The following is a 13332-nucleotide window of genomic DNA, read 5'->3' on the forward strand; positions in this document are numbered from 1 at the left end:
GCAAATATCCTTAAATCCAGGCGTGGCGGGCAGGGAGTTTATGATTCAGGTAATAATCCCCAAGTGCATGCAGTTTCCAGCGGATCGGGTCATGCAGGGTATGCACACGTGCATTACGCCAATGCTGATCAAGATTGTGCTGACTTAAGCTGGAACGGCTGCCGCCCAGTTCCAATAATTTTTCCGAGATATGCAAAGCTGCATCATTGGCATAGATTTTGGCTTCAGCCACTAGAATTGAGGCTTTAGCGGCCTGCTTATCAGTCACAGATTCCAGCTGATCCAGTTCATCCAGATAATCAGCGGCTTCATCCAGCAGTAAAATCGCGGCATCGAGCAGCACAGAAGATTTGCCAACTTCCTGCAAGGTATAATGCTCAAAGCTAGCTTTTTCGACTTGAGCATCGACAATTGGACGTGCTTTTTGCACGGCAGTCAGCGTATCGGTAAAAGCAGCTTCGGCAATGCCGACATCAATCGCGACCTGCATCAATTGGGAATAGGCACCGCGGTAGCTTGGTTGATTTCCTAACAGACGCTCATCAAAAATGAGTAGTGGTTCGACCTCCACATGCTGAAGTTTGACCGTGCCACTTGAAGTCGTGCGTTGGCCAAAGCCATTCCAGTTATCGATCACTTCCACCCCTTCAGCATTGCGGTCGACAATAGTTAGTATTACATGGCCTTCTGGATGAATCGCTTTAATCGCTAACCAGTGCGCGAAGCTGCTACCAGTTGAATAGAATTTCTCGCCATCCACAAAATAGCGGCCATTTTCAAATGTTAAAGTGGTGGCAAGCGTCTTGGTATCTTTGGTATTGCGCTCTGGACCGCCATTCGCCAGACGCTTACCCTTTAAAATTTCGTTATAAATAAATTGTTTTTGTTCTTCTGTGCCCATGATCTCGATCATGTTGAGTAATGCAATCTGGTTCTGCGGAATTTGCCCGACACTAGAGTCAGCTTTATTAATAATCCGGAATACATGAGCTAGGGTTTTATTGGCAACAAATGCACCGCCGTACTGTTTCGGAATGCGCATGCCACCAAGGCCTTTCTGGCTGAACAGGTCAATCTCAGCAAAAGGTAATAGACGTTGCTGATCCCGCTGATTACGGCCTTCCAGGGCAAAGTCTGCAACCTGATAAGCAGCATTAATCGCGTCGAGATCATTTTCGATGATATGAACTTTTTCAGAAGTTAAACGAGACATAATGACATCCTAAATCGATGCCGAAACGTTACAGCTAAAGCTTTATGTAATTAAGCAATTGCTTTTGCAAAGCTTATGAAAAAAGCTATTTAGGACAAAAACTGCTAGGTTTTGATAAATTTTTAATATAGTAACTAATTAAAATTAAATAGGTTTTGAATAATTTCTTAATTTTAATAGATGTTTTTAAAGCAGTGCATATCTGCTTTATAGATAATCAAGACAAAAAAATGTATAAAAATACTCATCGTCGTGTTGAATAAGCAACATCTTTATTTTGAATAAAAAGTTCATTGTATTTCCAGTCTGGGGTGACTAAAGTATCCGACTAAATTAGATGGTTTTAATGCGATCTGACCTAAAAACAAGCATGGAGAATTTATGCGCATCTTATACCAGTTTCCACTTTCTCATTTTTGTGAAAAGGCGCGCTGGATGCTGGATTACAAAGAGCTGGAATATGTTGCGCACAATCTGATGCCGGGTGCTCATCGTGCCTTTGCTCGCCTGAAAACGGGACAAAACCGTTTACCGATTCTGCGCGATCGGGAACAGTGGATTGCGGACTCGACCAAAATTGCCCTGTATCTGGATGAGCAATATCCTGAACACCGTCTGCTACCTGCAGAAGTAAGCTTGCGTCAGCAGGCACTAGATATTGATGAAATCACCCAAGATTTAGGCCGCCATGTGCGTCGCTGGATGCTGGCTCAGGCTTTATCGCATGATCATGAATCGATGGACATCCTAATTGGGGAAAAAGGCTATCTGCGCCAGTTTGAAAAATTCTCCAAGCCATTGTTAAAAACCCTTTTGACCAAGGGTTATGCCTTAACTGAAGAAACACTAGAACAGTCCAAACAATTTATCAAGGATTCGGTTGAGCAGCTTAATCAGATTCGTGTGGAAAAAGAAGGACCTTATCTCGTCGGTTCACGTTTCTCTCTGGCCGATATTGCCGTCTGTTCCATTTTGGCACCTTTACTGGCCATTCCGGGAACGCCGTGGGAGCGAGAAAGCTTTGAATCAATGTCGGATGAATACCGTGAATATCAAAGTCATCTGGCTGAGTTGCCATTAGGGCAATATATTCAAAAGATGTATCGTAATGAGCGCAATGCCCGTGTTGATTGGCGTGGTGTATAAAATAAAGATGAAATATAAAAAACGCGCATAAAGCGCGTTTTTTTATGAGATTAGAATTAACCCCAAGGGTTGGTCTGATCAATATCACTTGGTTTACTGAAGCCACTGAGCAGTGAGTTAAAGTCAAACTTCGGCAGCGAGCTACCACTTGAGATATTAGTAATGGTTTCTTTAATGGTTGGGATGATTTCAGTAATGCTGATATTCGTAGCCGTATCAGTATTACTAATGCCGGAAATCAATTCGCTCAGATCAGGCAGTTGTAGGGATGAGTGATTACCGACTAAATTGCCAAGACTATCCGTGAATGCATCCAAACCTAAACCGTCTAAGCTTGGCACGCCAGAGCCGAGTGACCCGAGCAGGTCGCCAATTTCAGGAAACTGAACACCATCCAGAAGATCCGAGAATTGACCTTCACTATCAATCAGCGCAATTACAGGTTTGAGTGCGGTAATCACATTATTGAGGTCGCTGGATAAGGTGAGCAGTGATGGGTTATTCATAAAATCCAGCACCACTTGTACGCTATTCAAGACATCGTAAAGAGAATTCACGATTTCTGCCTGATCAGCGTCAAGAACGTCACTATTCGCTAATAGATTCAACAGTGGATTGATGCCTTTTAGTACATCCGCGATGGTGTCTGGCACATTACCTGAACCTGCAGAACTGATTGTAGATACCAATGTAGTCACACTACCAACCACTGTTGGTAAAACTTGGGTAAGTTGATCCATATCAATGGATGAGTTACCTGTATCAATCGATGCAAGCAGTGGCATCAGGCTTTGCGTTACAGTTTGCGCAATGGTGCCCGTATCGATATTGCCTGAATTGCTGATTAGACCACTGAGCAAATTGGTAATAGCACCGATATCAAGGTCACTGCTTGCATTGCTCATTAGGTTACTGGCTAACAGATTGACTGAACTGGTATCTAAACTACCTGTTGAGCCACCGATCAATCCGCTGATTAAGTCAACAATTGCACCGATGTCGAGATCACTAGCGGCATTGCCACTGATGAGACCACCGACTAGGTTGGCAATTTGACCAATATCTACATCGCCAAGTCCGCCAGAACCACCAATTAGGCCGCCAAGCAGTTCAGTAATTTGTGCGATATCAATATCGCCACCTTGAATCAAGCCACCGACGAGGCCTGCAATAGCTCCTATATCAATGCTGCCTAATCCACCTGAACCACCGATCAGACCGCTCAATAGTTGGGTAATTTGAGTAATATCAATATCACCACCTTGGATGAGACCACTGACGATACCGACGATGGCACCAATGTCTATTCCACCAAGACCACCAGTACCTCCAATCAGGCCACTCAGCAGTTGAGTGATTTGGGTAAGATCAAGGTCGCCACCTTGCAATAAGTTGCCAGCCAGTTCAGCAATTTTACCGAGGTCTACATTGCCAGCACTGCCACCCATCAATCCGCTGACCAATTTGATAACTGCATTTAAATCCAGGGTTGATGTATTACCACCCATTAAGCTGCCAAGCAGATTGCTGATTGAACCTATGTCGAAACTGCCACCATTGGCTTTCGTTAACTGGCTAATTAAACTGTTGATATCAAGTTTAGAAGCATTTGAGCCTGTAAATTGGCTAATTAAATCAGTGAGGGAACTGGAAGTTAAACTTTTGCCAGAAAGCAGGCTGTTTAAGAGAGAATCCAGGGAAGGGGTAGAGGGGGTAGAACCTGTAATAGAACCAATAATGCCAGAAAGACTGCCACCCAATAAACCGCCAAGTAAACTCGTATTTTGTGTCTCTGTCGTGAGCACTGGACTGAGTTTAGTTTTAATTGAACTAAGAATACTAAAAGCCATAACCGTTCCTTGCGAATTTTTATCTTGTTATGTTTGTTGTGTGTTTTAGATAAACCGCTCAATTCTTATTCAATTTCTATACAAGTGTAAATCTAAGTTGGATTAATCATGCTTTGAAAATAGGATTATCAGGGTAATGGTTTTTATTCATAAATAGTTTAGTGATAAATAAGAATGATTTATTTAAAAGAGACGGTTATCGAAAATTTTTTTATACGACGAATGACTATAAACATGGCTTAAAACTGGCTATTAAGATATGTCTGGCATTTTTTTTCAAATAACTGGTAATTTACGAAAAAAAAAACAATACTAAGAGTTAAATGATGATGTATTTAAATAAAATGGCAAGAGATTAGAGATGGAATTAGATCGTTTTGATAAGCACATTCTTGAAATTTTGACCCATGAAGATGTCAATCTGAATGAACTCTCTGAGAGAGTAAATTTATCTGTGAGTTCGGTACACCGCAGGATCAAGCATTTGATCGATCATAATATTATCAGTGGCTTGAAGCGCGAGATTAATTATCAAAAATTGGGCTTTAGCCTGCATGTGCTGTTGCAGGTTTCCTTAAGCAAGCATGATAGCGATACTTTTGCCAAATTTTTAGAAGAATTAGAAAATATTCCGGAAGTCATTAATGCTTTTCTGGTGACAGGGCAGTCTGCGGATTTTATTGTCGAAGTTGTGGCACGTGATATGGAAAATTATAGTCAGATTCTATTAAGTAGAATCGGCAAGATCGAGCATGTCGTAGCGCTGCATTCCAGCTTCGTGATTAAGGAATATAATGTCTTTAACTGTAGTGGTCTTTTAAATAAGGTTTAAAATTCTAGGCTTTTTAGGACATATAAAAAACGCACCCGAAGGTGCGTTTTGATCTCATAGAAAATTAGGCATCGAGTTGCGCCAAAACTTCATCAGAGAATTCAACGTTGGTATAAACGTTTTGAACATCATCCAGATCTTCAAGCATATCAATCATTTTCATGATTTTTTTCGCTTGGTCGATATCTGTGATTTCAGCTTTGGTAGATGGGCTCATCACCACTTCAGCGTTATCAGATTTTAAACCCGCAGCAGCTAAAGCATCTTGTACTGTACCGAAGCTTTCTGGCGTAGTGATCACCAGGATTTCATCTTCATCCACTTCAATGTCTTCAGCACCCGCTTCAAGTGCTACTTCCATGATTTGATCTTCTAAAGACACATCTTCAAAAGTAATCTCGCCACGTTTAGTGAACAGGAAGGATACTGAACCGTTGGTACCGAGGTTACCATCAGTTTTAGTGAAGCAGTGACGTACATCAGGAACCGTACGGTTCAGGTTATCTGTCATGGTTTCAACAATAACCGCAACGCCGCCTACGCCATAACCTTCATAGGTTACTTCTTTCAGATCGTCGTTATCTTCACCACCGGCACCACGCTGAATCGCACGATTGATCACATCACGTGTCATGTTTACAGATAATGCTTTTTCTACAACAGCACGTAGACGAGGATTACTACCCGCATCAGCGCCACCGAGTTTGGCAGCAGTTGTTAATTCACGAATATATTTGGTAAACAACTTACCACGACTGGCATCTTGTTTTGCTTTACGATGCTTAATATTGGCCCACTTGGAATGACCCGCCATGCGAAATATGCTCCTTGTAGATTGGCTGTATGCCTATCGAATTGCGCCGATTCTACCATAAGCTCTTTTTTTGAAAAAAGAGTCTGAATTTGAGATTTAATGATAATGCCAAAAAAATAGGCAATAAAATAGAAAGGCAAAGCAATAAATGTAAATAAAAACTTAAGAAAATGTTTGCTGAGAAAATACCTAGATAAGAAAAGGGCAGGAGAAATATTATTCTCAAGCCCTTTTATGGAGGGTTTATTCCGGGATAATAATATCCAGACCAACATTCTCTTTATAGAGTTGCTTGATTAAAGCCAGATCATGTGCAAGATCAGTAGGATAAATTTTGCCAAAAATCCCGCCTTGCTTGGTTTTGGAGTTGGCATACATCAGGACAATTGGCACATTGGCAGCTTTGGCAATATGCCAGAAACCGGTACGGATCGGTTTACGCGCTTCACCATTTTTGGCACGGGTGGCTTCAGGTGCGATCACCAGATTGAATTTTTCATTATTCTGAAAATGTTCAACCATTACGCTAACAATATCCTTATTCGCTTTACGGTCGACCGCGATACCACCCATGGCTTCCAGAATTGGTTTCATTGGGCCTTTGAACAGTTCTTTCTTGATCAGGGTATGAATTTTGATGTCATACATCTTAAAGAGCGCCAAAGATAGAACTGCATCCATCATGGATGTATGTTCAAATCCGACAATGACCTGTTTATCTTCGAGTACATCGGGTTCAACATGATATTGCCAACCGGCAAGTTTAAATGCAGATTCGCCAATAAATTTGTTTAGCATAAATAGAAAGAAATAAGAGCTAACGGTATGAACTGCATAATTTCTTCCTGTTCTTATTCACAGTCAATAGACTTTATTTCAAATTCATTAATAATATGAAAAATCCAAGATCAAAAAAGTATATTAAATAGTTTTTTAAGACCTGAAAGATATAAATAAATACTTAATAATCCTTGAGATATATCATCTTATATAAAATAAGTCTTAAAATGATGAAAAAATGACTATCCAGCACAAATTTTAGTTATTAGACTTTTGTCGAAGAAAAGAAGAAATTGTGTCTTTTCTATTTTCTGGTCATTTTCTCTCTGAGATTGAAACCTATGACGTATATTACAGCTTTCATGTTCTCAATGCTTCTGTTAGCACTGGTTATTGTATGGTCTTTAATCGAAATCTATATGCATTTACGTAAAGATGAGAAATTGGAATCGGAATTTTAGTCTTTATAGATTTTTAAAGAATATTTTCTAGGATTATATTTCTATACTTAATAGTTGGTATTTTTATTGATTATGGTTATATTGAGACGTAAAAGCGATTAATTTATTGGTTTGATATTCGAATAATTAGCGTGCTCTCTTTATTTTAGATAGAAAATATAGATGTCATATTAGGCTTTTGCTACTTAACTTAGACTGAAGTCTTAAATCCTAAGCAGGGCAGTTATTAAGGATAAAAAATGATTGCTGGCTAAGTGTGCAAGCAGAAAGAAAAGTACTTGTTTTTTGATCTAATCTTGGCTAGTATTCAATGCGCCTGAACTAGTTGAAATATAACAAATTCAGTCTATATAGGGCCTATAGCTCAGTTGGTTAGAGCAGCGGACTCATAATCCGTTGGTCGACAGTTCAAGTCTGTCTGGGCCCACCAAATTTCATTCTCATACTATTCTTATGTGAAATATAAAACCCTAATTCTAAAAGAATTAGGGTTTTTTTATTGCCTAAAAAATACACATATGTACGCATATGTTCACATACGTTCGCGTATAAAAATGGACCCTGTGTATCCTATTGTGTGTATCCCGAGTTCACCCTATAACGAGGATACATATTTTCAATTGAGAGTTTTAGACCATGACTAGAAAACGACATTTAAGTGATCTGAAATGCGATGCATTGAAAGCAAAAGAGAAGGAATATCGGGTTGGTGATGTTCCGGGTCTTTATCTGAGGATTCAAACTTCAGGTAAAAAATCCTGGCAAATGCGTAAAAAGAATAGTCAGGGAAAATGGGCATGGATCGGTTTAGGGACTTATCCAGAAGTTTCTCTTAAAGAGGCTCGTGAAAAAGTGAGAGATATAGAAAAGGGTATAGTGGTACCGCTTACCCGTAAAGAAAAAGCGTTGAAATTGCAAGAAGAGAATAAAGAGCTGTTTGAACAGTTGATGTGGGAATGGTTGGATACCAAAAAAAATTCGTGGACAGCACAAACATTTAAAAAGGAGGTTCAATCTATCGAGAGGCATCTCTTACCTGTATTTGGCAAAAGAAAATTTGCAGAGATCAAGACTCAAGAATGGCAAAAATTTTTTCAGGGTAAACAAAGAAAAGAGAAGATTTTTAACCGAGTCGAGAAACTACTTTCCTATGTTCGGAATGCCTATGATTACGCCATTCATCATGAGCGGATGCAACGCAACCCTGTAGCAACCCTGAAAAAATACCTGGATAAGAATATAGGAAATAATATGAAGCACATTGATATTCGTGAATTGCCTGAAATGCTTCAAAAGATCAGAAATTATCGAACCCGACAAATCGCTATTGGTTTGGAATTATTAATTCTCATGTTTCCAAGACCAGGTGAATTAAGAATCGCGACATGGGATCAGTTTGATTTCGATCTCAAAATTTGGAAAAGGCCAGGTTCCATGATGAAAATGAGAAAAGATCACGATATTCCCTTATCTCCACAAGTTATTAAGTTGCTGGAGGAGTTAAAGGCAATTCCTGGGCGAGAAAGTAAATATTTATTTCCTTCCAGAGACAGTGCAATGAAGCCGATCAGTAATCTGACTTTTAATGCTGCTTTGAACAGAATGGGCTACAAAGACAAGCAAAATCCACATGGCTTTCGCCATATTGCAGCCACCCAATTGAACGATATTTTAAGTGATAAACAGCAGGTGATAGAAGCCTGCCTAGCACACCTTAAGGCGGGGATGCCTGGTACTTATAATAAAGGTCAGCATTTTCGGGAGCGTATTAAAGTCATGGAATGGTGGGGTAACTATATAGACTCTATTGTTACAAAATGCATCTAATTTTACAAAGAAAATATAAAAAAACTCCTACAGGGTGTTGCAAATATTTTCTAGTGAGGTAGTGTTTAGTTATTAATCACCACCTCATTAAAATGTATGAGTAACCCCAAAGATAATGTCAATAATTTTTTAATTCGGAAGTATTTCTTATTATGTACACAGGAAAAAGTGTCTGATTTAATCACACAAGAGTGTATACATAAAAATAGTTTTGATGCCATTGAAAAATTCTTGCCTTGGAGAATTAAATTATTGGATCTTTGTAAAATAATGGGTATTACTAGAGCACAATTAAAAAAAATTGCTGATAGTGATCCAACTTTTCCTCATCCACAAAAGGATTTTACCCAGCGTCGTGCAGGAGTGTATTACGATACAAAGCAAATAGAAACATGGTTGCAAAACAATTGGGAAATTAATGCAGATTAATTTCAATTATTTAAATAAAAACCTCCAGAGGAGAACAGAAACTATGCCAAGTGGTCATCACGATCATAATAATGGTAAAGTATTTGAAAGCCTTCTTTTAAAGCTTCATCAGGTGTGCGAGCTTTTAAATATTTCTAGAACAAGCTTATATAAGCTTATGAAAATAGATCCTACATTTCCTCGACCCAAAAAAATTGTAAGTTCTCTGCAAGGTGGGAATTTGTTTATAGCTGAGGAGCTTTGGGCCTGGTATAGAAATAAATTCCTGGGAGAGTAGGTTTATTAAGCCCCTGTAACCAGGGGCTTTTTTTAATAAATAGAATATGAATCAGGAAGTCGTTCTCGATATAGAACTCTTATTTCATCAAAGCTAATGTCAGGATTCTGGTCTATCAGTTCTTCAATCCATAAATAGATGGCCCGATAATTACTACAGTTATTATCTTCATTAAAGAACAGTCCTAGCGTATATCCATCGAGAATTTGAAACTCATGAATTAGTTTACGCAATATATTATTGATCTTTTCTCTATTAAGCATCTGCGTATCTCTTATTATCATCGATGATTCTTTTTAATATAAATTTTAGGGCTTGTCTAATTCCAAGATGTAACTGAAGTTTATAGGTTATCTAGTATTTATTCTAAATAAAAACCTTTTGATTAAATACACATAAGAGAATAAGACTGTACTTAAGAAAACTGAGTGATTTATTGGTATTTTTTGATTTTAAGTATACACGGAAAGAATTTTGAAAGTTTCCAGGTATTAGGTTGGCCTGATTAATTTTTTGAATGCATTTAATTGATGATAAATCTATGTTTTTTATCCTATAGGGTATTTCAGTGGTCCAGTAATGGATGGGAAAAAGTGGAAAGATTGCCTCAAAAAAGATATTAATTTGATCTAGTTCTTTAATGTGAAATATTAATCCTGATTCAGAGATATTCACCTTTTGAATAAATATTTTTAATCCTTGAATGAGATTTTTATTATCTCTGGAATAATCACCCAGCTGTTTAAAAAAATACGGAATCAGTTTCTTTTCTTCAAAAGTTTCTACGCAGGGCAATATGCGTCTATCTTTGTCAGGATTGATGATGAACCTTGACCTGCCTTTCTGATTTTTCAGCATCTGTAATTTGTTGATATTGTCTTTACATGCCTGAATGAAAGCCCGTGGGAGGTTCAATTTTTTAGCGATGTAATCAATATCATCAAATCGTTCACAGTGTCTAATGATCTGGATTGCCATATGAGCGGAGATACCTGATGTAGCCGTGCCCGGATAATATTTTTCGTTACCGCACTCATTTTTTCGGGTAACGGATGGTTTGGCTCTTTTAGAACTTTTTCTATGTGTAGCGCTATTTATCAGGTGCTCAGCAGTCAAATTTAGCCTAAGCATCGGACTTAAACTGCTTGGATGAATGTCTTTCGAAGTGGGTTTGATTGAGAGACCAGGATAAATGGTTTTAATGGTGCGGTAGGGAATAGATGGATCATATTGACTGAGCCTGTAACCCGCCATGATAAAGCATAAGTGCAGATAGCTTTTAAAGGTTTCTGTTGGCGTGATATGCCCGAGTAAATGGGCAAGAATATACCAGAGATCCTGTGCTGCTTTACCACGAATCAGGTCACTGCGTATCCGCGCATAATCTTGCTGAGTATAATCGCTAAAGACCTTGACCAGTTCATAGGGCATATTGAGGATCAGTGCTAGATGATTGGCGGCAGAATGTCTGAGGGTATGAAATGAATATTGACACCCCGGTAATACCGTATTGATCAGATTCGAGAAAATCTGAGAGACAAAATGTGTGGATAAGCGTTCACTGCTATTCCACAGGGTAAATACATAGTCATCTTTACTGAAGCTGATGCGTCTGGATAAACAGTAGTCCTTAAACGTTTCATGTTCATTGGGACATAACAGCGTACTGACCGGGATATTACGTTCAGCGCTGTCCGTTTTTAATGTATGTTCCTGCTGACTAGAGCGGTAAGGCCTGATCCAAATCGAGGTGCAAGCTGGACCTTCAATATCTTTAACTCTCAGGCCTAAAATTTCATTAATCCGCATCCCCGTACGAAAGGCGAGGGTAAAGATAATTTTGAGCATCTCGGCATCATGCTGATTAAAGCTGTCACACTTTACGTAAGCAGGGATAAGATCAAGTACAGCGCAAAATACTTTGGCTGAGATAATTTGTGTCTTGGGATGAGAGGATGCCTGAAGATCGCGGTACAAAGGAAAATCTTCTGATTTAAACAGAATTTTTTGGAAATGATGAAATCGTCGTAGCAGATCGAGTTTTTGATGCGAGGACTTGGTGTTTTCTCCCATAACCCTGCTGTAGATGTCCTCAAGGTGGGTATTGAAATCAGGATCTTCCATATAGGGAAGCGCATGTAACAACCAGGCTTCTGCAAACTTGGCATAGTAGCTATAGATCGAGGATCGCCTTAATTTCTGCTGGTAACCTAAATATTTGAGCCAAGCTTCTGTGTCGAGATTGAAGAGCTGGCTTAAGTGCTGTACTTGCGCTGTACTGGGTTGAAACATACTGATCAGCCATAGGCAGATTCGGATTGAGGCTTCAGACAGGACAGCGTGTTCTTGGGTCACATAGTCGATGAGTTCAGTCAAACCGTCTTGATTGTGTCGAATGGTCTTGAGCAAATACCTATGCAGTTTTTTGATACTGACCAGTGATTGTTTATTCATCACAGCGGTTGAGCATTTTACTGAAGGCCTATTCGTGATGTGACCCTCATTTAACTCTGCTGAAAACAGAGGTGGATCCAGATAGTTTTTGAATGATGTCAGGCTTAAGCCGCAGGTTTCATTTTTGTCTTCCAGGCAGCGGCTTAAAGCGGTATCCAGTGTGACATGATCCAGTTGCACCCAATGAGAACTTGCCGAAGCCAGAAGTTTAGTAATCTCAGAATATTGACCGGTAAACTCCATTTTCCTGAAGATGATACTGAGATAGTCAAAGGCATTCATGCGTACAGTCGGGGAGTGTTCAAGGTATCGGACCAGCCAGAGTTGAGTGATGCGGTCTAAAACCAGTGTGCGTGATTTTCTCAGTGGTGCTTCAGGATGGTAGATGTCCCCATAACCCGGGGATAAGGGTTCAAGAAAGACCAGATGCAGATCTATAGCCTTAAGGTGCTGGATCATCAGTCCTTGCTGTAACTGTTCAAGAAATGCATCCAGAGTATTGCGGGTACAGATCCCGGCAAAGAGAATGCCCGAGATCAGAATGTTGCCAATGATTTCTGCATCAGAGAATTGCGATGCCGTGTTCCAGTAACGCCACAGCCTTTGATGGACCATATGAACGTACTTGGAGCGCTCAAGCCACTCCCGGTTGAATTCCATGGGCTCACGTTCAATGCTCAGAAATTGCCGGGAGGGTAGATCAAGTTCGATTTCATAGCGATGGTTGAATAGCATGATCTGCCTGCGGTAGCAGTGATACAGCATTTTTTTATAACGAACCGAGGAGGCTTCTCGTTCAATGGCCTCTTCGAGCTTTTCTAATAGTCCCAAGTGCTGATGATGCTGATAGGCCTCGAAGAACTCATCCAAAGGCAGATGCGTCTGGATAAAGTTTTGGGCCTGCTGCATCTCCTTTTGTATGACTTGTTTCCGTTCTGTATGACGGCGCTCACTGGCGAACTTAGAGATCTTTGGCATCAGTCATCCATCCCGTCAATTGGAAAGAGAGCGGTGCTTTGCGCGATGCTAATCACAGCAACTATTTTTGCTTGAGATAACGCCAAGGGAAGAAGCCCAGAGAGTATTCTTTTATTCATAGAGGTTTCTTATTATTTTTATGTCCTGTCTCTATGATAAAACTGAAATTTAACTTATGAACGCATGATCAAAAACTTGGGAATAAAGGGGCAGGTTTTTGTTGAAAAGATGGTATGTCTAAAGATATAAAAAAGAGTTTTATAAACTGCTA

Annotated in this window: 9 protein-coding genes, 1 tRNA gene and 1 pseudogene; 6 read left to right on the top strand and 5 right to left on the bottom strand. The window is 39.6% G+C overall.

Going from position 1 to position 13332, the window contains the following annotated elements; translation table 11 throughout:
* Nucleotides 1-10: 10 nt before the first annotated feature.
* Nucleotides 11-1213 (bottom strand): SfnB family sulfur acquisition oxidoreductase, encoded by a 1203-nt coding sequence (locus AC4MCC_RS05575; protein WP_491885780.1) that lies wholly within the window; start codon nt 1211-1213, stop codon nt 11-13.
* Nucleotides 1214-1594: 381 nt separating this feature from the next.
* Here AC4MCC_RS05575 and AC4MCC_RS05580 point away from each other — a divergent pair, with 381 nt between their 5' ends.
* The gene (locus tag AC4MCC_RS05580) at nt 1595-2359 is read left to right on the top strand and encodes a glutathione S-transferase family protein (protein WP_491885781.1); all 765 of its coding nucleotides are present in this window, start codon (nt 1595-1597) and stop codon (nt 2357-2359) included.
* Nucleotides 2360-3213: 854 nt separating this feature from the next.
* Here the strand turns inward: AC4MCC_RS05580 and AC4MCC_RS05585 are convergent.
* Nucleotides 3214-4209, bottom strand: a pseudogene (locus tag AC4MCC_RS05585) (hypothetical protein); the annotation flags it as partial.
* A gap of 361 nt (nt 4210-4570) precedes the next feature.
* Between AC4MCC_RS05585 and AC4MCC_RS05590 the strand changes: the two are divergent.
* On the top strand, nt 4571-5041 hold the full coding sequence (locus AC4MCC_RS05590; protein WP_004784091.1) for an Lrp/AsnC family transcriptional regulator: 471 nt from the start codon (nt 4571-4573) through the stop codon (nt 5039-5041).
* A gap of 64 nt (nt 5042-5105) precedes the next feature.
* Here AC4MCC_RS05590 and AC4MCC_RS05595 read toward each other — a convergent pair whose 3' ends face one another.
* On the bottom strand, nt 5106-5855 hold the full coding sequence (locus AC4MCC_RS05595) for a YebC/PmpR family DNA-binding transcriptional regulator (protein ID WP_004784089.1): 750 nt from the start codon (nt 5853-5855) through the stop codon (nt 5106-5108).
* 243 nt (nt 5856-6098) lie between these two features.
* Nucleotides 6099-6653: a 1-acyl-sn-glycerol-3-phosphate acyltransferase gene (locus tag AC4MCC_RS05600; protein WP_166136149.1), complete on the bottom strand. Its 555-nt coding sequence runs from the start codon at nt 6651-6653 to the stop codon at nt 6099-6101.
* Nucleotides 6654-7449: 796 nt separating this feature from the next.
* Here AC4MCC_RS05600 and AC4MCC_RS05605 point away from each other — a divergent pair.
* The 4 genes from AC4MCC_RS05605 (at nt 7450) to AC4MCC_RS05620 (ending at nt 9629) form a co-directional block, all read left to right on the top strand.
* Nucleotides 7450-7526 (top strand) — tRNA-Ile (locus tag AC4MCC_RS05605).
* Between the two features lie 206 nt (nt 7527-7732).
* Complete coding sequence (locus tag AC4MCC_RS05610) at nt 7733-8923, top strand: tyrosine-type recombinase/integrase (RefSeq protein WP_419374618.1); 1191 nt, start codon at nt 7733-7735, stop codon at nt 8921-8923.
* Nucleotides 8924-9091: 168 nt separating this feature from the next.
* On the top strand, nt 9092-9352 hold the full coding sequence (locus AC4MCC_RS05615) for a hypothetical protein (RefSeq protein ID WP_166136154.1): 261 nt from the start codon (nt 9092-9094) through the stop codon (nt 9350-9352).
* Between the two features lie 43 nt (nt 9353-9395).
* The gene (locus AC4MCC_RS05620; protein WP_166136157.1) at nt 9396-9629 is read left to right on the top strand and encodes a helix-turn-helix transcriptional regulator; all 234 of its coding nucleotides are present in this window, start codon (nt 9396-9398) and stop codon (nt 9627-9629) included.
* Nucleotides 9630-9995: 366 nt separating this feature from the next.
* Here the strand turns inward: AC4MCC_RS05620 and AC4MCC_RS05625 are convergent, their stop codons facing one another.
* A complete protein-coding gene (locus AC4MCC_RS05625; RefSeq protein ID WP_491885782.1) occupies nt 9996-13061 on the bottom strand; it encodes a tyrosine-type recombinase/integrase in 3066 nt (1021 codons plus the stop codon).
* Between the last annotated feature and the right edge of the window lie 271 nt (nt 13062-13332).

It is taken from the genome of Acinetobacter sp. CAU_H_56, from assembly GCF_058599425.1.

Bases quoted from the DNA above. Each gene is read 5' to 3' on its own strand.
- AC4MCC_RS05575 (WP_491885780.1), bottom strand. From the start codon at position 1,213: ATGTCTCGTTTAACTTCTGAAAAAGTTCATATCATCGAAAATGATCTC.
- AC4MCC_RS05580 (WP_491885781.1), top strand. From the start codon at position 1,595: ATGCGCATCTTATACCAGTTTCCACTTTCTCATTTTTGTGAAAAGGCG.
- AC4MCC_RS05590 (WP_004784091.1), top strand. From the start codon at position 4,571: ATGGAATTAGATCGTTTTGATAAGCACATTCTTGAAATTTTGACCCAT.
- AC4MCC_RS05595 (WP_004784089.1), bottom strand. From the start codon at position 5,855: ATGGCGGGTCATTCCAAGTGGGCCAATATTAAGCATCGTAAAGCAAAA.
- AC4MCC_RS05600 (WP_166136149.1), bottom strand. From the start codon at position 6,653: ATGCTAAACAAATTTATTGGCGAATCTGCATTTAAACTTGCCGGTTGG.
- AC4MCC_RS05610 (WP_419374618.1), top strand. From the start codon at position 7,733: ATGACTAGAAAACGACATTTAAGTGATCTGAAATGCGATGCATTGAAA.
- AC4MCC_RS05620 (WP_166136157.1), top strand. From the start codon at position 9,396: ATGCCAAGTGGTCATCACGATCATAATAATGGTAAAGTATTTGAAAGC.
- AC4MCC_RS05625 (WP_491885782.1), bottom strand. From the start codon at position 13,061: ATGCCAAAGATCTCTAAGTTCGCCAGTGAGCGCCGTCATACAGAACGG.